The 17,623-nt window shown below is 39.4% G+C and carries 21 protein-coding genes and 2 tRNA genes; 2 read left to right on the forward strand and 21 right to left on the reverse strand.

What is annotated here, in order from left to right; genetic code table 11:
- Both recF and BKL51_RS03460 read left to right on the forward strand, forming a co-directional pair.
- The gene (gene recF, locus BKL51_RS03455) at positions 1-1,077 is read left to right on the forward strand and encodes a DNA replication/repair protein RecF (protein WP_077465350.1); all 1,077 of its coding nucleotides are present in this window, start codon (positions 1-3) and stop codon (positions 1,075-1,077) included.
- 70 nt (positions 1,078-1,147) lie between these two features.
- On the forward strand, positions 1,148-1,810 hold the full coding sequence (locus BKL51_RS03460; protein WP_077465351.1) for a class I SAM-dependent methyltransferase: 663 nt from the start codon (positions 1,148-1,150) through the stop codon (positions 1,808-1,810).
- Between the two features lie 147 nt (positions 1,811-1,957).
- On the opposite strand, the gene iscX is transcribed toward BKL51_RS03460, so the two are convergent.
- The 21 genes from iscX to BKL51_RS03565 form a co-directional block, all read right to left on the reverse strand.
- Positions 1,958-2,152, reverse strand: a complete 195-nt coding sequence (gene iscX / locus BKL51_RS03465; protein WP_077465352.1) for a Fe-S cluster assembly protein IscX — start codon at positions 2,150-2,152, stop codon at positions 1,958-1,960.
- Positions 2,152-2,493, reverse strand: coding sequence for an ISC system 2Fe-2S type ferredoxin (fdx, locus tag BKL51_RS03470; protein ID WP_077465353.1), 342 nt, complete (start codon positions 2,491-2,493; stop codon positions 2,152-2,154). Before fdx ends, iscX begins: the two co-directional genes overlap by 1 nt.
- 74 nt (positions 2,494-2,567) lie before the next feature.
- The gene (hscA, locus tag BKL51_RS03475; RefSeq protein WP_077465354.1) at positions 2,568-4,427 is read right to left on the reverse strand and encodes a Fe-S protein assembly chaperone HscA; all 1,860 of its coding nucleotides are present in this window, start codon (positions 4,425-4,427) and stop codon (positions 2,568-2,570) included.
- A 25-nt stretch (positions 4,428-4,452) separates the two neighbouring features.
- A complete protein-coding gene (locus BKL51_RS03480; RefSeq protein WP_077465355.1) occupies positions 4,453-5,139 on the reverse strand; it encodes a DUF2625 domain-containing protein in 687 nt (228 codons plus the stop codon).
- A gap of 44 nt (positions 5,140-5,183) precedes the next feature.
- The gene (gene hscB / locus BKL51_RS03485) at positions 5,184-5,705 is read right to left on the reverse strand and encodes a Fe-S protein assembly co-chaperone HscB (protein ID WP_077465356.1); all 522 of its coding nucleotides are present in this window, start codon (positions 5,703-5,705) and stop codon (positions 5,184-5,186) included.
- Positions 5,706-5,728: 23 nt separating this feature from the next.
- Positions 5,729-6,052: an iron-sulfur cluster assembly protein IscA gene (gene iscA, locus BKL51_RS03490; RefSeq protein ID WP_077465370.1), complete on the reverse strand. Its 324-nt coding sequence runs from the start codon at positions 6,050-6,052 to the stop codon at positions 5,729-5,731.
- A 51-nt stretch (positions 6,053-6,103) separates the two neighbouring features.
- Complete coding sequence (gene iscU, locus BKL51_RS03495; protein ID WP_059365631.1) at positions 6,104-6,487, reverse strand: Fe-S cluster assembly scaffold IscU; 384 nt, start codon at positions 6,485-6,487, stop codon at positions 6,104-6,106.
- Between the two features lie 72 nt (positions 6,488-6,559).
- Complete coding sequence (locus tag BKL51_RS03500; protein ID WP_077465357.1) at positions 6,560-7,774, reverse strand: IscS subfamily cysteine desulfurase; 1,215 nt, start codon at positions 7,772-7,774, stop codon at positions 6,560-6,562.
- A gap of 59 nt (positions 7,775-7,833) precedes the next feature.
- Positions 7,834-8,289: a Fe-S cluster assembly transcriptional regulator IscR gene (gene iscR, locus BKL51_RS03505; protein WP_077465358.1), complete on the reverse strand. Its 456-nt coding sequence runs from the start codon at positions 8,287-8,289 to the stop codon at positions 7,834-7,836.
- Positions 8,290-8,339: 50 nt separating this feature from the next.
- The gene (trmJ, locus tag BKL51_RS03510) at positions 8,340-9,074 is read right to left on the reverse strand and encodes a tRNA (cytosine(32)/uridine(32)-2'-O)-methyltransferase TrmJ (protein WP_077465359.1); all 735 of its coding nucleotides are present in this window, start codon (positions 9,072-9,074) and stop codon (positions 8,340-8,342) included.
- A 193-nt stretch (positions 9,075-9,267) separates the two neighbouring features.
- Positions 9,268-9,343, reverse strand: a tRNA-Lys gene (locus tag BKL51_RS03515).
- Positions 9,344-9,363: 20 nt separating this feature from the next.
- Positions 9,364-9,439 (reverse strand) — tRNA-Lys (locus tag BKL51_RS03520).
- Between the two features lie 172 nt (positions 9,440-9,611).
- Positions 9,612-10,079: a peptidoglycan-associated lipoprotein Pal gene (gene pal, locus BKL51_RS03525; RefSeq protein WP_077465360.1), complete on the reverse strand. Its 468-nt coding sequence runs from the start codon at positions 10,077-10,079 to the stop codon at positions 9,612-9,614.
- A gap of 24 nt (positions 10,080-10,103) precedes the next feature.
- Positions 10,104-11,387 (reverse strand): Tol-Pal system beta propeller repeat protein TolB, encoded by a 1,284-nt coding sequence (tolB, locus tag BKL51_RS03530; RefSeq protein WP_077465361.1) that lies wholly within the window; start codon positions 11,385-11,387, stop codon positions 10,104-10,106.
- 44 nt (positions 11,388-11,431) lie between these two features.
- Positions 11,432-12,565 carry a cell envelope integrity protein TolA gene (tolA, locus tag BKL51_RS03535; RefSeq protein ID WP_077465362.1) on the reverse strand — a complete coding sequence of 378 codons (1,134 nt, stop codon included), beginning with the start codon at positions 12,563-12,565 and terminating at the stop codon, positions 11,432-11,434.
- A 15-nt stretch (positions 12,566-12,580) separates the two neighbouring features.
- Entirely contained in the window at positions 12,581-13,000 is a 420-nt protein-coding gene (tolR, locus tag BKL51_RS03540) for a colicin uptake protein TolR (RefSeq protein WP_059365638.1), read from the reverse strand.
- Positions 13,001-13,070: 70 nt separating this feature from the next.
- Positions 13,071-13,763 carry a protein TolQ gene (gene tolQ / locus BKL51_RS03545; protein ID WP_077465363.1) on the reverse strand — a complete coding sequence of 231 codons (693 nt, stop codon included), beginning with the start codon at positions 13,761-13,763 and terminating at the stop codon, positions 13,071-13,073.
- An 18-nt stretch (positions 13,764-13,781) separates the two neighbouring features.
- Entirely contained in the window at positions 13,782-14,192 is a 411-nt protein-coding gene (ybgC, locus tag BKL51_RS03550; protein WP_077465364.1) for a tol-pal system-associated acyl-CoA thioesterase, read from the reverse strand.
- An 89-nt stretch (positions 14,193-14,281) separates the two neighbouring features.
- Positions 14,282-14,566, reverse strand: coding sequence for a cyd operon protein YbgE (gene ybgE / locus BKL51_RS03555; protein WP_077465365.1), 285 nt, complete (start codon positions 14,564-14,566; stop codon positions 14,282-14,284).
- 110 nt (positions 14,567-14,676) lie between these two features.
- Positions 14,677-15,813 carry a cytochrome d ubiquinol oxidase subunit II gene (gene cydB, locus BKL51_RS03560; protein ID WP_077465366.1) on the reverse strand — a complete coding sequence of 379 codons (1,137 nt, stop codon included), beginning with the start codon at positions 15,811-15,813 and terminating at the stop codon, positions 14,677-14,679.
- 14 nt (positions 15,814-15,827) lie between these two features.
- Positions 15,828-17,393, reverse strand: a complete 1,566-nt coding sequence (locus BKL51_RS03565) for a cytochrome ubiquinol oxidase subunit I (RefSeq protein WP_077465367.1) — start codon at positions 17,391-17,393, stop codon at positions 15,828-15,830.
- Positions 17,394-17,623 lie beyond the last annotated feature (230 nt).

Here is a 17,623-nt window from a genome sequence, read left to right on the forward strand (position 1 = left end):
ATGGCTATTTCTCGCTTACTCATTGAAAAATTTAGAAATTTAAATGCCGTGGATCTGGAATTTGATCACGGCTTTAACTTTTTGGTCGGTAATAACGGCAGTGGAAAAACCAGTCTGTTAGAAGCAATATTCTATCTTGGCCATGGGCGATCTTTTAAAAGTGCGGTCACAAATCGTATTATTTTTTACGACGAACCACATTTCACCCTTTTCGGACAAATTAAAGAAAGACAACATCAATGGTCGGTAGGATTGCAAAAATTTCGCCAAGGCAATACTCTTGTTAAAATCAATGGTGAAGATGGAAACAAAATTTCAGACTTGGCCCATTTACTCCCGATGCAACTCATTACACCGGAAGGATTAACCCTGCTAAATGGCGGTCCAAGTTATCGCCGGGCATTTTTAGATTGGGGGCTATTTCATCATCATCTTCACTTTCATTCCGCTTGGACCAATCTGAACCGCCTACTAAAACAGCGTAATGCGGCACTCACCCAACACCAAGCTTATATGGCAATAAAAGCATGGGATATTGAGCTTGCTAAACTTGCTCATCAAGTAAGCGATTGGCGCGCGGAATATGCCGAAGCGCTACGACCGGAAATTGAACAAACCTGCCAACTTTTTTTACCAGAATTAGATATTAACGTGAGTTTTCATCGGGGGTGGGACAAAAATACCGAATATAGCGATTTACTGCTACAAAATTTTGAACGAGATAAATTGTTAGGCTATACTTTTTCAGGTCCACAAAAAGCAGATTTTCGTTTTAAAGCAAACGGATTACCGGTCGAAGACGTGCTTTCACGCGGTCAATTAAAACTACTTATGTGCGCCTTACGGCTTGCTCAGGGTGAACATTTGATGAAAGAAAAACAACGCTCTTGTATTTTCTTAATTGATGATTTTGCTTCAGAACTGGATCAATTCAAACGTGAACTACTTGCCGAACGGTTACAACAAAGCGGTTCACAGGTATTTGTAACCGCCATTACATCAAGGCAATTGAAGGAAATGCGAGTAGAAACCGGTAAACTGTTTGAGGTAAAAGAGGGAAACATATTCCCCACTTAACTTTCCAGTAAATTGATACAACTACCGAAGCATTATAGAATGATTGATAACTCATTATTTAGGAGAAAATATGAGCAACCAACAACCAACAACCAACAACCAACAACCAATAGATTATATTTTTTCTTCCGATTGGTTTAGCCATAATTTACCGTCTTTAGATGCTATTTTTAATCATTTTAAGCCACAAAGAATATTAGAAATCGGCTCTTTTGAAGGGCGTTCAACAGTTCATTTCTTAGAAAAAGTATTTGAGTTTCATCAGGAAATTGAAATACACTGCATTGATAGTTGGGAGGGAGGACGCGAGCATATTGGACACTGGGATATGAATTCTGTTGAAAATTGTTTCAATCACAATCTCAAGTTAGTTTTGCAGAAACTCAATCATCCACCGATTAAAGTAGTAAAGCATAAAGGCTATTCCCATCCTAAAATGATTGAATTACTTGCCAACGGCTACAGCAATTATTTCGATTTTATTTATGTAGATGGCTCTCACGAAGCCCCGGATGTATTACTTGATGCATTACTTGCTCATAAATTGACAAAAATCAACGGTATTATTGCATTTGATGACTACCTTTGGTCACCGACTAAACAAACGGAAGAAGATCACTACCTATTAGTAAAACCCGCAGTAGATCATTACGTAAACACTTATCAACGAAAAGTACATATACTTCAAGGATTACCGGGGTATCAGCTATATGTTAAAAAATTAACTGATTAAGCACAAAATAAACAGAGAACTTTCTACGAGGTTACCAACAAAAACAATCTGCTCACAAACTTGAACGGATTCCGCCGCTAGGGAGCAGATTTTTATGACTTGATACACCTTGCCCATGATAGGGTATTTCAATTATGGGAAGGAATTTTATTCAAATTCCTCCAACCACTTCAATAAAATTGCTTCAAGAATCGCCTCGTTAGATTTTTGTGGATCATCATCAAAATCTTCTAGATCGCAAATCCATTGATGTAAGTCTGTAAAACGTACTGTTTTAGGATCAAGCTCCGGATTGCGATCATACAATTCTTCTGCAATGAGTTGTGAATCTGTCCATTTCATTAGTGAGCAGCCTCATTCGCATGATTAAGATTATATTTTGGAATTTCCACCACTAAATCTTCATCTCCCACGATGCATTGACAAGAAAGGCGACTATCCATTTCCAAGCCCCACGCTTTATCTAACATATCTTCTTCTTGATCGCTGGTTTCGTTCAAAGAATCAAATCCTTCACGAATAATTACATGGCAGGTTGTGCAAGCACAAGAACCATCACAAGCGTGATGAATCTCTACTCCTGCATTATGTGCCACTTCTAATAAGTTATCACCGGCAGCCGCATCCACGACCATTCCTTCCGGACAAAATTCTTCATTAGGTAAAAAAATCACTTTTGGCATAATACTTTCCTCAACTCACAATGATAAAAAAAACAACTTTCTTTAAAAAAACTCGGCTAAATCTTACCGCACTTTTACAGCTTTTCCATCTCCGATACATTCTTACCGGTTAAGGCTCGATTAATACTGGCATTCATTCGTCTTGCGGCAAATTCTTGCGTTGCGGCATCTAAGGCTTTAATACCTTGTGCGATAGCATGACGATCAACACCTTGTTTTACCTCCATCAATTGTTTCAATACCGCTTCAATATGATGAAATTCTTCAGTACTAAGCAATTCAGAGCCGTCAGTCTGTAATGCCACAATCAAACTCTCAATCACACGATCCGCTTCTACACGTTGCTCCGCCAGCTCACGGGCTTGCAAATCCTCTTGTGCATGATCAAAAGAAGATTTAATCATTGCCGTCACTTCTTCATCGGTTAAACCATAAGAAGGTTTAATTTGAATAGATGCCTGCACTTTAGTGGATTTTTCCATAGCAGTTACACTTAACAATCCATCGGCATCCACTTGATACGTCACACGAATATGTGCAGCTCCTGCCGCCATTGGCGGAATACCACGTAAAGTAAAACGCCCGAGTGAACGACAATCCGCCACTAATTCACGTTCACCTTGTACCACATGTACTGTCATTGCCGTTTGCCCATCTTTAAAAGTGGTAAATTCTTGCGCGCGAGCGACAGGAATCGTAGTATTGCGCGGAATAATTTTTTCTACTAACCCGCCCATAGTTTCAATACCGAGCGAAAGTGGCACCACATCAAGCAATAACATATTAGTATCAGTCTTATTACCAACTAAAATATCCGCTTGAATCGCAGCTCCCAGTGCAACCACTTTATCCGGATCAATAGAAGTTAATGGTGTTTTACCAAAAAATCCCCCCACTTGCTCACGAATATAAGGTACTCGTGTTGAACCGCCGACCATCACCACATCTTGAACCTCATCCGCCTCCACATTGGCATCTTTTAATGCACGCCGACAAGCGAACAAAGAACGTTTTACCAGCGGATGAATTAATTCGTTAAATTGTTCACGCGTTATTGTGATGGAAAAATCTTGCCAAAAAATGACCGCACTTTCTGCCTTGCTCAAAGCAATTTTGGCTTGACCGGCAAGGGTTAACAGCTCACGTTGTTGGTTGACATTTTGTGGTGGGAATTGCGTTTGTTTTATCACCCAATCGGCGATGCAATGGTCAAAGTCATCACCGCCCAATGCAGTATCACCACCGGTCGCAAGTACCTCAAACACGCCCTTAGACAAACGTAAGATAGAAATATCAAAAGTACCGCCACCTAAATCATAAACGGCAATAATGCCTTCTTGACCACTATCTAAACCGTACGCAACTGCTGCTGCAGTGGGTTCATTCAGTAAACGCAATACATTCAGACCGGCCAAACGTGCCGCATCTTTTGTACTTTGGCGTTGAGCATCGTCAAAATAGGCGGGAACGGTAATCACCACTCCCGAAACTACCGCACCAAGACGCTGTTCTGCAATACGGTTTAAATGCGCCAAAATATCGGCAGAAACCTCTATCGGACTTTTTTTCCCTTGATTTGTAATAATTAATGGCAAGCCATTTTCACTCGCCACAAAATCATAAGGCATATTCGGATAACGTGCCTGTACATCTGCTAGACTGCGTCCAATCAAGCGTTTCGCAGAAATTATGGTACTTTTAGGATCGCTTGATGCTTGAGCAAAGGCATCCACTCCCACTTGTTTTTCATTTTTACCATAATGAACCACTGAAGGAACCAAGCTACGTTCTTCCTCATCATTTAAAATCACAGCTTGACCGCTTCTAACAGTCGCAATCAAAGAGTTCGTCGTACCTAAATCAATCCCTACAGCTAAACGATGTTGATGGGGTGCAGGTGTTTGCCCAGGTTCTGCAATTTGTAATAATGCCATAATATTTCTTTCTATTTTTTATTCGCTATGCCACGGAGTATGCCATGTCAAATTTTTCTTTTTCAGCAAAACAAGCGTTGTAGTGTGTTTCAATATTCACTTCACGTTTTTGACGTAAGCTGATTGCAGTCGTTTTGTCTTCACTTAACTCCGGTGAGAATACAAACATTTGATTACCATCAAGCCGTTTCACATCTTCTTGCCAATTTTGCCAAAATAAATCTTGGTAAAATGCCTCTAAATTGCCATTTAACGCCCAAGCTAAAAATTCGGTATAAGTAAAATTCAGATTATGCCAAGTTAAATCTTTTGGTGAAAAATAATAAATTTTGCCGAGCTCCTCACCTAAAGAACCGCCGTTTAAAGCAAAATAACCTCCGATGACATCATCTGCCACTAATAAATATTTAGGTTTTTCACCTGATTTTTGGAATGATTTACTGAAATTCCAATCCATCAAACCGCGCGGTAATTTAAAGCTACCGGATCCCAGAATTCGTAACCAACCGTAATGAATGAGAATACCGCCCGTTTCATAAATTACCGCCCCAATTGGGGATGAAGTCGGCATTTGCATCGTAAACAATTCTCGTTCGGCACTGGCTTGATCTTTTTTAATAACCCGACAATCATTGCGCGCCTGAACAATCCATTGGGAAAGGATTGACCAAGCGGAATTTTCCTGAGAAGTCAACTGTTCAATGGTTTGCATAATTTATAGATATATCGTTAAGTTCGAGCAATTTTCATGGTACTTTAAAACGCAAATAGGTGCTCTTCTACACGTTCAATTTCTTCGGTTAGTTTACGCGTAAAACGTAATTTATCGCACAACTGTGAGGCTTTTTCCCATTGTTGGGAGCGCAATGTATCGGAAAGAGCGGTTAATAATTGCAATGTTTCTTGCTTAATTTCTTTTGCAAAATTATCTAACACCTGTTCATCTTTTTGATTTTCTAAGTTTTCCAATCGTTCACGCCATTGTAACTGTTGCATTAAAAACGCCACATCTTGCACACTTTTTTGCTCAAGATCTTTTTGTTCTCCGGTATTAATTGAGATAATCGCTTCAGCTCGTAAAATAGGATCTTGTAATGTCTTTAATGCATCATTAACTTCTGTTGATTTTTGTATCGCAATGCGTTGCTCAACGGCACTTGAAGAGACAAAGTTATCAGGATGCAAGTTTTTTTGCATCTCTAAATAACGTGTATTTAGATTTTGCATATCAAGCTGAAAATCAACCGGTAAATCAAAAATTTCAAAGGGATTTAACATTATTCTTACTTTAACCTAAAGTGTTAAACGTGGAAACTTTCACCACAACCACAAGATTCCTTCACATTTGGATTATTATATTTAAAGCCTTCGTTTAGCCCTTCTTTTACATAATCCAACTCAATGCCATTGAGGTATACTAAACTTTTCGGATCAACAATCAATTTAACACCATTTTGTTCAAAAACCTGATCTTCATCATTTAATACATCGACAAATTCCAGCACATACGCCAAACCTGAACAACCGGATGTTTTCACGCCTAAGCGTAAGCCTATCCCCTTACCTCGATTATCCAAAAAAGCTTTAACACGCTGTGCCGCTTTTTCTGTTAATGTTACGCTCATGATTTTCCCCAAAATCGGTAAAAGTGCGGTTAAAACCAACCGCACTTTCTATTATTTGCCTTGTTTTGCTTTATAATCGGCAATCGCCGCTTTGATAGCGTCTTCTGCTAAAATTGAACAGTGAACTTTTACCGGAGGAAGCTCTAACTCTTCAGCGATTTGACTATTTTTAATCGCTCCGGCCTCCTCTAGAGACTTACCTTTCACCCATTCCGTAATTAACGAACTTGATGCAATAGCAGAACCGCAGCCATAAGTTTTAAATTTTGCATCTTCAATAATGTTGTTATCATTCACTTTGATTTGCAACTGCATCACATCGCCACAAGCAGGCGCACCGACCATACCGGTGCCGACCGAACTGTCTTTCTTATCCATAGAACCCACATTACGAGGATTTTCATAATGATCGATTACTTTTTCACTATAAGCCATGTTAACTTTCCTTTTTTAAATTGAGATAAATGCCGTTTTTGATCCAAAGCATCACTAACGGCAGGTAAAACCTTAGTGGGCTGACCACTCAATAGTATTGAGGTCAATTCCTTCTTTAAACATATCCCATAATGGGGATAATGCGCGTAATTTTTCAACCGCACCTTTTACCAAATTAATGGTGTAATCAATTTCCTCTTCGGTAGTATAACGCCCTAGAGTGAAACGAATCGAGCTATGTGCCAATTCATCATTCAAACCTAATGCACGTAGTACATAAGAAGGTTCGAGACTCGCAGAAGTACAAGCAGAACCTGATGATACTGCAATATCACGCAATGCCATCATCAAAGACTCTCCCTCTACATAGTTAAAGCTAATGTTTAAATTATTATCTAAACGATGTTCCATTGAGCCATTCACATAGGTTTCTTCAATATCTTTTAAACCATTGTATAAGCGGTCACGAAGCGCTTTTAAACGAGGTATTTCGGTTGCCATTTGCTCTTTTGCAATTCGATAGGCTTCGCCCATCCCCACAATTTGATGAACCGGTAACGTACCGGAACGCATACCTCGCTCATGGCCTCCACCATGGATAATCGCTTCTAAACGCACTCGCGGTTTACGACGAACATACAATGCTCCAATACCTTTAGGTCCATACAATTTATGGCTGGACATAGACATCAAATCTACCGGTAATTCGGCAAGATTAATTTCTATCTTACCGACACTTTGCGTCGCATCGACATGAAAAATTGTTTTATTTGCACGACAAAGTTCCCCAATCGCTTTGATATCCTGCAACACACCAATTTCATTATTTGCATGCATAATAGAAACTAAAATCGTATCCGGACGAAGTGCAGCCTTGAATTTTTCTAAATCAATTATCCCATCGGATTCCGGCGATAAATATGTTACTTCAAAACCTTCACGCTCTAATTGGCGGCAAGTATCCAATACCGCTTTGTGTTCTGTTTTACAGGTAATAATATGCTTACCTTTGGTTTGGTAGAAATGAGCAGCCCCTTTAATTGCCAAGTTATCGGATTCCGTTGCACCGGATGTGAATACGATTTCGCGAGAATCCGCACCGATTAAATCGGCAATTTGGTTACGCGCAATATCCACGGCTTCTTCCGCTTGCCAACCAAATTTGTGTGAGCGCGAAGCCGGATTTCCGAAGGTGCCATCAATGGTTAAAAATTCCATCATTTTTTTTGCAACACGCTCATCTACCGGGCAGGTTGCAGCATAATCTAAATAAATAGGTAAATTCATTTTCACTCCTAGAATCATCCCAAATTTGACTGCACTTTAAAATGTGCGACTACTTTCCTTTATGGATTCATTAATATTAAATTTTCAAAATCACGATGCGATTGATGCTTTTGTTCACGCTTACTAACAAGTTCCGCTAAAGTAATTTCATTCAAAAAACTTTCAATACGATTACTTAGGTCCTCCCAAAGAGCATGAGTTAAACATTCTTTTCCGTTTTGGCAATTTCCTCTACCTAGACATTTTGTCACATGGATATTTTCATTTACGGCAGAAATAATCATTCCTACAGAAATTCTATCGCTTGGTAATCCAAGTCGATACCCCCCACCGGGTCCACGGACGCTTTTCACCAATCCATCACGACGTAATTTAGCAAAAAGTTGTTCTAGATAAGATAATGAAATATTTTGACGTTCAGAAATATCAGCAAGGCTCACCGGGCCAGATTCTGCATTTAGTGCGATATCTAGCACCGCGGTCACCGCATAGCGTCCCTTTGAGGTAAGTTTCATAAAGTTTCCTTAAAAAATTGCGCCAATGTTTACATATCTGACCAAAATAATCAACTATCTATCTTGGGCAAATTTAACCGTTTTTCAACCGCACTTAGCATACCTTGCAGAATATTTAGCTCATTTTTTTCCATATTCGTACGATTATATAAACGCCTTAGTTTCTGCATCACACCTTGATTTTGAATAAATCCGAGAGATTGATACAGCTGCTCAGTATGATTAAAAAAATACTCCATATCTTGAAGCGTCACCGGCTGGTTTTCTGTCGAATTTTTTGAAAAAAGTAACGAAGAATCTGGCTCCTTAGCTAACTTCGCCATACGCAATTCATAACTAACCAACTGAACAGCCATTGCTAAATTCAATGAAGAATAATCAGGATTAGCCGGAATTGTTAAGTGATAATGGCATTTTAATAATTCATCATTGTACAATCCCACACGTTCTCGCCCAAAAACAATGGCAACTTTACCATGATGCTTTGTCACTTTTTCTGCACATTCTCGTGGTTCAATCAATGTGTTTTGTAGGTGACGTAAACGTGCACTTGTTCCAATCACTAAAGAACAATCAGCCACCGCATCGTCAAAACTTGACACTATCTTTGCATTATTGATGATGTCATTCGCTCCTGCGGCAAGTGCGATAGATTGTTCATCGATAGATTTAGGCGAAACAAGGTACAACTGAGAAAGCCCCATTGTTTTCATCGCTCTTGCTGAAGATCCAATATTCCCGCTATGTGAGGTTTCGACGAGAACAATTCGGACACGATCAAACATATGCTTTATTACCTGGTTAAAAACTCGGGTTATTCTATCATAATAACCTTGAATTTAGGTCAAGAATTTCCTTATTTTAAAAATAAAGATTACTTATCAATAAAAAGCCAAAAGCAGGACTCAATTAGAGAAAATTCAAGCACCAAGCACAATAACCAATTAACAATAAGTAAGGGAGAAGTATAAAACTAGATGGTGGGTCGTGAAGGATTCGAACCTTCGACCAACGGATTAAAAGTCCGCTGCTCTACCGACTGAGCTAACGACCCATAATGAGATCTATACGGAATGGTGGGTCGTGAAGGATTCGAACCTTCGACCAACGGATTAAAAGTCCGCTGCTCTACCGACTGAGCTAACGACCCACATCATTTGTGACAGACGCGTATATTACTGATTTTATTTTTCTACGCAAGAAAAATTTTTCTATTTTTTATTTAATTGATGGAATAGTCACCAATTATTCTAAATATAGGGATAAAAATTTAAAAGGTAGAGATCAAATCTCTACCTTTGGAAAATCAAATTCATCTAAAATTAGTATGCTAATACAGCGCGACGGTTTTTAGAGTACGCTGCTTCGTCATGACCTAATACTGCAGGTTTTTCTTCACCATAAGAAACTGTTGAAACTTTGCGACCTTCTACGCCTTTACCGGCTAGGAAAGATTTAACTGCATCCGCACGACGTTGACCTAAAGCAATGTTGTACTCAGGTGTACCACGCTCGTCAGTATTACCTTCAACAATCACTTTTGATGCCGGAGTTGCATTTAAGTATGCAGCATGCGCATCTAAGATTTGAACGTACTCACCTTCGATATTATATTTGTCAAAACCGAAATATACTGTGTTGTAACGTTGTTGAAGATCTTCAACAGAATAACCACCGAAAGTTTGACCGTTTGTTGCACCGTTACCGGCTGCATCATTGCTAGAGGAACTACATGCTGCTAATGCTGCTACAGAACCTGCAACTAATAATGATTTAACAAATTTGTTCATTAGATTCTCCTAATAATCACATTTTTATTTAGTTAAATATGGAGACCAAGCCGGGAATTTTACTTGGCCATTACTTCCTGGAAGGCTCGCTTTAAAGCGACCATCTGCAGAAACCAATTGTAGCACCTTTCCTAATCCTTGGGTAGAACTATAGATAATCATAATACCATTAGGGGAAATACTCGGACTTTCACCTAGGAAAGATGTACTTAAAACTTCAGAAGCACCGCTTGCAAGATCTTGTTTAACCACATTGTTATTACCATTTATCATAACAAGCGTTTTACCATCAGAGCTAATTTGAGCACTGCCGCGACCACCAACTAAGGTTACTCCACCACCGTTTGCATTCATACGATAAACTTGAGGTGAACCGCCTCTATCTGAAGTAAACAAAATAGAACTACCATCAGGCGACCATGATGGTTCAGTATTATTACCCGATCCACGTGTTAATTGTGTTGGCGTTCCACCATTTGAACTCATCACATAAATATTTAAGGTTCCATCTTGTGACGAAGCAAAAGCTAAACGAGAACCATCCGGTGAAAATGCCGGAGCGCCATTATGACCTGAAAACGAAGCGACAACTTTACGAGCACCAGAACCTAGATCCTGAACTACTAACTGTGATTTTCTATTTTCAAATGATACATATGCCAAACGTTTACCGTCCGGCGACCATGCCGGAGACATAATTGGTTGAGAGCTACGATTTACTACGAACTGGTTATAACCATCATAATCCGCTACACGTACTTCATAAGGTTGTGAACCGCCATTTTTTTGTACCACATAGGCAATACGCGTTCTGAAAGCACCACGAATGCCTGTCAATTTCTCAAATACTTCGTCACTTACAGTATGCGCACCATAACGTAACCATTTATTCGTTACAGTATAGCTGTTTTGAGTAAGCACTGTCCCCGCAGTACCGGATGCGCCAACCGTATCAACAAGCTGATAAGAAATGTTATAACCGCTACCTGTTGCCGTTACTTGACCTACCACAACCGCATCAACCCCCAAAGCACTCCAAGCTTCCGGATTGACTTCAGATGCTGAAATCGGCTTTTGAGGCATTTGAGCCACTGGGATTGGATTAAATTTACCACTATTACGTAAATCGTCCGCAACAATTTTACCAATATCTTCCGGTGCGGCTCCTGCAAATGGCACAACTGCAATTGGACGGGCGCCATCAACACCTTCATCTATCACAATACGAACCTCATCTTCTGCAACAGCATTGCCTACAATAGCCAAAACGATTGCAAACACACCTACAAGCTTTTTAATTAATTTCATTTTGTTACCCTTGAGTAAACTGATTAATACTTTCCAAAGATTAATTATTTAATATCAAAATCAATAATTGGCGCTTTATACTTATTGTACACTGCATCAGACGGCGCAGCAGGAACTTTTTTGGTTCTTGCAACAGCACTTAACGCTGCAGTACAAATATCTTCCGGACCTGATACTTTTTGATAACCCAAAATCGTACCATCTCTGCCTAACTGAACTTTGATACGGCAAACTTTGCCAGCAAAACTAGGATCTTTCAAGAATCGACGCTGAATTTCTCTCTTAATTATACCGCCATACTGATCGCCAACCTTGCCTCCGTCACCAGCACCTAATCCAGCTCCACTACCTTGAGTTCCTCCTTTATTGGCACTGCCTCCTTTAGAAGCACTACCGCCACCAATATTACCACCATTCATAAAATCGTCTAAAGCGGCTTGATCAGCCTTACGTCTCGCTGCAGCCTCAGCGGCTGCTTTCTGTTTAGCTTCTGCTGCGGCCTTCGCTTTCGCTTCAGCATCGGCTTTAGCTTTTGCCTCAGCTGCAGCCTTAGCTTTGGCTTCTAATTCAGCTTTTTGTTTTTCTTCTGCTTGTTTTTTAGCTTTTTCTTCCGCCTGTTTTTTTGCTTTTTCCGCTGCTTTTGCTTTCGCTTCTTCCGCCTGTTTTGCCGCCGCAGCTAAACGTCTCGCCTCAGCTTCTGCTTTTAGTTTAGCGGCTTCTGCCATCTGTTTTATCTTAGTTTCTTCCGCTTGTTTTTTTAAAATTTCCTGGCGGGCTATTTCTAGTTGTTTCTGTTTTTCCAACGCTTCTTGTTTTTGACGTTCAATATCCTTTTGGCGCTGAATTTCCTGCTGACGTTTTAATTCTTCCTGTTTCGCAATTTCTTGTTGGCGAACATCCTCTTGTTCTATTGCCGGTTTCTCTTCAACAACAGGTTCAGGCTTTTTCTGCTTATCGGCTTGACCTTTTTTCTGCTGTTGGATTCGCCCCCATTCCTGCGCAGCATTCCCGGTGTCAACCATGACGGCACCTAATGCATCACCATCACCTTCACCACCGCCCATAATCTCAACGGTCTGATAGAGAGAACTCCAAATCAACAATCCGAACAAGACAAGGTGCATGAGAATCGAAATAACAAACGCATTCGCACCCTTTTTCTGTCGATTATTCTGCACGTGTTACCTACTTTATTAAATTGGGTTTGTCATTAAACCAACCGATTTAATACCTGCCAGATGAAGTAAATTCAAGGCTTTAATGACTTCTTCATAAGGCACTTCTTTTGCACCTCCAACGAGGAACATCGTATTATTATCTTTATCAAATTCCTGCTTTGATAATTGAGTCACCATTTCTTCCGTTAAACCTTCTTGACGATCACCCGCAATAGAAAGTGTATACTGGCCAACACCGGAAACCTCTAGGATCACTGGTGTTTTATCTTCATTCGATACATTTTGACTTTGCACTGAGTCGGGAAGTTCAACTTGAACGCTTTGGCTAATAATCGGTGCAGTTGCCATAAAAATCAGCACTAATACAAGTAAAACGTCTAAAAACGGTACAATATTAATTTCCGATTTAATTTCTTTACGTGAGCGACGAGCCATATTTTCCTCTAAAACTTCGCTAAAAACGACCGCACTTCAAAAAAGTACGGTTGATTTTTCTGTTATTTTTTTAATGAGAATGTGGTGCTTTACCAAAGGCTTGGCGATGTAAAATTGTAGTAAATTCATCAATAAAGTTACCATAATTTTGCTCAATTGCATTCACACGTAAACTTAAGCGGTTATAAGCCATCACTGCAGGGATTGCTGCAAATAAGCCAATCGCAGTGGCAATCAATGCTTCTGCAATGCCCGGAGCAACCATTTGTAATGTAGCTTGTTTCGCACCGCTTAACGCCATAAACGCATGCATAATTCCCCAAACCGTACCAAATAACCCAATATAAGGACTGACGGAAGCAACGGTCGCTAAAAACGGAACGCGACTTTCAAGACTTTCAATTTCACGATTCATTGCCAAATTCATCGCTCGAGTCGTTCCTTTAATAATCGCTTCGGGCGCATCGGCATTAACTTGTTTTAAACGTGAAAATTCTTTAAATCCTACAAAGAAAATTTGTTCACTTCCGGTCAATACGTCTCGGCGGTTTGATAACCCCTCATATAATTTATTAAGATCTTCGCCCGACCAAAAACGATCTTCAAATGTGTTTGCTTCTTTCAACGCACTCGCTAATACACGGCTACGCTGAATAATAATTGCCCACGAAATAATTGAGAATAAAATCAAAATCACAATTACAAGTTGAACAACAATACTTGCTTTGAGAAAAAGATCTAAAAAGTTCAATTCTGCAGTCATTACCTACTCCGAGAAAGGTTATATATTGTCTGAAAAGGCAGCTTTTATTTCGGCTGGAATGGCTGCCGGTTTCATTTTACCCAGATCAACATAGGCTACTTTAACAGTAGCCGTTGACAAAATCACTGTATCTCTCATTAGTCGTTGCTCAAAGAGGATTGTTGCTCCTTTTATTGCAGTGACCTCTGTTTCAACAATAAGAAAATCATCCAGTTTTGCCGGAACACAGTAATCAATTGCCATTGATTTAACAACAAATGCGTTTTGTTGTTCCTGCAATAATTTTTGCTGCGAAAAACGTTGTTCTCTTAAATACTCCGTTCGTGCACGTTCAAAAAAATGCAAATAACGTGCATGATAGACCACACCGCCCGCATCCGTATCTTCATAATAAACACGTACAGAGAAACGAAAAACTTTCGAATCCATTTCGTTTTCCTCATCTAATCGCCTGAAATTGGCTATTCTAGAGTCAGTTTTCACTCTGCGCAAGTACTTTCAAATGGCTAAAGTATGATTTATGTATAATGTACAACCATTGCAAATAAAAACGCAAAATAGCCAAAATAAGGAAAAAAAACTATTTGCCAAAAAGTGCGGTTAATTTCAAAGCCAATTCCATGAATCCATCCACAAACTACTCCCCATAGAATGAAAATAACCCAAAACGGATTGGTTGTTCTCAATTGAGTAGAAAACAAATTGAAATTAAACAAAAGGACGAGCGTTAATATAATCGCCAAGATAAATGAAAGGGTTCTTAACGAACCCTTATTAACATATTGATAGAGAAATTGAATCATTATTCGTCAAATTGCCCTGAATTTTCTTTATTTTTTGTGACTTTTACACTGGCAAAAACTGCCGCTAAAATACCCACTACCCAAATTACATATAACATCTCATATCTCCTTTAGTATAATGAGTTTGTGTTTTCTTCCACAAAGCTTTCATCCAAACGACCAAACATTTTAAAGTATGACCAAATGGTATAAGCAAGGGAAATAACCACAAATACCAGCGCTAAGAAAAGCATCAAAGTTAGCGTTAATTCGCTTGATGTTGCATCCCACATTAATAGGCTCTGTTCAGGATGTGAGCTTGAAGGCATCACAAATGGGAACATAGAAACCGCAACAGTAATAATCACACCAGCCATAGTTAATGAGGAAAATAGAAATGCAAAACCACAACGATTCGCTTTTGAGAAAATCACATTCAACAATGCGCCCACTACTGCTAGAGCAGGGAAAATCCATAAAATAGGCATCTCATTGAAGTTTCTGAACCATGCTCCGGTCTCAACAGCAACTTCTTTACCCATAGGAGAAGACGGAGCAAAGTGATCGATAGCACTGGTGACAACATAACCATCTTTGAAGTATAACCATACACCGGCAAGGACAAATGCGATTAAAGTTACAAATGCGCCGACTTGGGTTATTGCACGAGCTCTATCTCTTAATTCTGAGGTAGTTTTCATTTGTAACCAATTTGCACCGTGTGTTACAAGCATTGCTAAGCTAATCACACCACATAATAAGGCAAATGGATTTAACAATGCAAAGAACGAACCGGTATAAGTCACCTGTGCGATTTCATTAAACTCAAATGGAACACCTTGTAATAAGTTACCAAATGCCACACCAAAAACTAATGCTGGAACAAAACCACCGGCAAACAACCCCCAATCCCATACAGCACGCCATGTCGGGTTATCAATTTTTGCACGATACTCAAAACCGATTGGACGGAAAAATAGTGCAGCTAATACTAATACAAGTGCAATATAGAAACCTGAGAACGATACAGCATATACGATTGGCCATGCTGCGAATACTGCACCACCGGCAGTTAATAACCAAACTTGGTTACCATCCCAGTGAGGAGCAATTGAGTTAATCATAATACGGCGTTCCACTTCTTTTTTACCCGCAACAGGTAAAAGTGCGGTTACGCCCATATCAAATCCGTCAGTTACAGAGAAACCGATCAGCAATACAATGACTAACACCCACCAAATAAAACGTAGAAATTCATAATCAATCATAATTCGTCTCCTGTTTATTTAGATGATTGTTCAAAGTAGTATTTGCCGGTTTTCAATGCACTCGGACCTAAACGTGCATATTTAAACATTAAATACATTTCAACAATGATAAACGCCAAGTAAAGTGCACAAATCAAACCAATAGAGAACCAAAGATCACCCACAGCTAAATTTGAGGCAGATACACCTACCGGCAACACTTCATAAATTGCCCATGGCTGACGACCATACTCAGCTAAAAACCAACCGCATTCAATAGCAATCCACGGTAAAGGCAAGCCCCATAATAATGCTTTTAACAATAATGGGCTTTGAGTCACTTTATTACGTAAGTTTTGAACAAAAGCACCTAAGGCTAATAAAGCGAGTAAACCGCCTACAGCAAGCATTGCACGGAATGCCCAAAAGTTAGGACCTACATTTGGAATGGTATCACGTGCAGCTTGTTTAATTTGCTCTTCCGTCGCATCCACTACTTTATCAGTGTAGCGTTTTAACAATAAACCAAAACCAAGATCTTTTTTCACCTCTTCAAATTTTGCTTTTGTTTCCGGATTCACTTGACCCGATGCTTTTTTCTCAGCTTTTAATTGAGTGAAAAGATCATAAGCCACGATACCACTACGTACTCTTTGCTCATTTAAAGCTTGGAGTTCTTTTAAACCTGTGATTTCTTTATCAAAAGAACGGGTTGCAACAATACCGCCAATCATTGGTACACTAATTTCGAAATCATTTTTCATTTCAGCCGTATTAGGAATGGCTGCGATATGAAATGATGCCGGCGCTAGTTGGGTTTCAAACTCAGCTTCCATTGCAGCCAATTTCACTGGTTGTGCTTTACCAATATCATAACCTGATTCATCACCAAGAATTAATACTGAAATCGAAGCAATAAAACCAAAGGTTGCAGCAATAGAGAAAGAACGTTTTGCAAATCCAAGATCACGACCTTTTAATAAATAGTATGCACTGATCCCCAATACGAAGAAGGCACCCGTTACATAACCGGCAGAAAGCGTATGTAAGAACTTACTTTGTGCAACCGGATTTAACCATAAATCCATGAAGCTGGTCATTTCCATACGTACAGTTTCAAAATTGAATTCTGAGGCAACCGGATTTTGCATCCAACCGTTTGCAACGAGGATCCACATTGCGGACAGATTTGAACCAAACGCAACACAGTATGTGGTTAGTAAATGTTTGCCTTTCGATAAACGATCCCAACCGAAGAAGAACAAACCAACAAATGTTGATTCTAAGAAGAACGCAAGTAATGCTTCAATCGCCAACGGCGCACCGAAAATATCACCTACATAATGAGAATAGTAAGACCAGTTAGTACCAAATTGGAATTCCATAATGATACCGGTGGTCACCCCAAGGGCAAAGTTAATACCAAATAACTTACCCCAGAATTTTGTCATATCTTTATAGACTTCTTTGCCCGTTACAACATAGGTCGTTTCCATAACTACCAATACGAAAGTCAAACCTAATGTTAAAGGAACAAAAATGAAGTGATATAACGCAGTCAAGGCAAACTGTATGCGAGAAAGTTCAACAACGTCTAACATCCCAACCTCTTGTAAAAATGACAAGTCATTCACTATGATTAATAAAGATTATCCTTTAAATAACCACCCCAAATACCTAATTAAACCATAGATCCAATTAAGCAAATACTAAATCACTACACATAACAAATCTTTTTAGGAATTACAATAAAATGATGAATTATGAAGCAGACAACTCAGAATAGGTAGTATTCTACAACTAATCATAAGGATAAAAAACAGCTAAAATG

The organism is Rodentibacter sp. Ppn85, assembly GCF_001999335.1.
Lineage (GTDB): Bacteria > Pseudomonadota > Gammaproteobacteria > Enterobacterales > Pasteurellaceae > Rodentibacter.

Excerpts from the sequence above, each read along its gene's own strand:
- iscA (WP_077465370.1), bottom strand. The coding sequence starts at position 6,052 with ATGAGCGTAACATTAACAGAAAAAGCGGCACAGCGTGTTAAAGCTTTT.
- iscR (WP_077465358.1), bottom strand. The coding sequence starts at position 8,289 with ATGAAACTTACCTCAAAGGGACGCTATGCGGTGACCGCGGTGCTAGAT.
- hscB (WP_077465356.1), bottom strand. The coding sequence starts at position 5,705 with ATGTTAAATCCCTTTGAAATTTTTGATTTACCGGTTGATTTTCAGCTT.
- tolR (WP_059365638.1), bottom strand. The coding sequence starts at position 13,000 with ATGGCTCGTCGCTCACGTAAAGAAATTAAATCGGAAATTAATATTGTA.
- recF (WP_077465350.1), top strand. The coding sequence starts at position 1 with ATGGCTATTTCTCGCTTACTCATTGAAAAATTTAGAAATTTAAATGCC.
- fdx (WP_077465353.1), bottom strand. The coding sequence starts at position 2,493 with ATGCCAAAAGTGATTTTTTTACCTAATGAAGAATTTTGTCCGGAAGGA.
- hscA (WP_077465354.1), bottom strand. The coding sequence starts at position 4,427 with ATGGCATTATTACAAATTGCAGAACCTGGGCAAACACCTGCACCCCAT.
- iscX (WP_077465352.1), bottom strand. The coding sequence starts at position 2,152 with ATGAAATGGACAGATTCACAACTCATTGCAGAAGAATTGTATGATCGC.
- BKL51_RS03565 (WP_077465367.1), bottom strand. The coding sequence starts at position 17,393 with ATGTTAGACGTTGTTGAACTTTCTCGCATACAGTTTGCCTTGACTGCG.
- tolB (WP_077465361.1), bottom strand. The coding sequence starts at position 11,387 with ATGAAATTAATTAAAAAGCTTGTAGGTGTGTTTGCAATCGTTTTGGCT.
- cydB (WP_077465366.1), bottom strand. The coding sequence starts at position 15,813 with ATGATTGATTATGAATTTCTACGTTTTATTTGGTGGGTGTTAGTCATT.
- ybgC (WP_077465364.1), bottom strand. The coding sequence starts at position 14,192 with ATGGATTCGAAAGTTTTTCGTTTCTCTGTACGTGTTTATTATGAAGAT.
- trmJ (WP_077465359.1), bottom strand. The coding sequence starts at position 9,074 with ATGTTTGATCGTGTCCGAATTGTTCTCGTCGAAACCTCACATAGCGGG.
- BKL51_RS03460 (WP_077465351.1), top strand. The coding sequence starts at position 1,148 with ATGAGCAACCAACAACCAACAACCAACAACCAACAACCAATAGATTAT.
- BKL51_RS03480 (WP_077465355.1), bottom strand. The coding sequence starts at position 5,139 with ATGCAAACCATTGAACAGTTGACTTCTCAGGAAAATTCCGCTTGGTCA.
- BKL51_RS03500 (WP_077465357.1), bottom strand. The coding sequence starts at position 7,774 with ATGAATTTACCTATTTATTTAGATTATGCTGCAACCTGCCCGGTAGAT.
- tolQ (WP_077465363.1), bottom strand. The coding sequence starts at position 13,763 with ATGACTGCAGAATTGAACTTTTTAGATCTTTTTCTCAAAGCAAGTATT.
- iscU (WP_059365631.1), bottom strand. The coding sequence starts at position 6,487 with ATGGCTTATAGTGAAAAAGTAATCGATCATTATGAAAATCCTCGTAAT.
- pal (WP_077465360.1), bottom strand. The coding sequence starts at position 10,079 with ATGAACAAATTTGTTAAATCATTATTAGTTGCAGGTTCTGTAGCAGCA.
- ybgE (WP_077465365.1), bottom strand. The coding sequence starts at position 14,566 with ATGATTCAATTTCTCTATCAATATGTTAATAAGGGTTCGTTAAGAACC.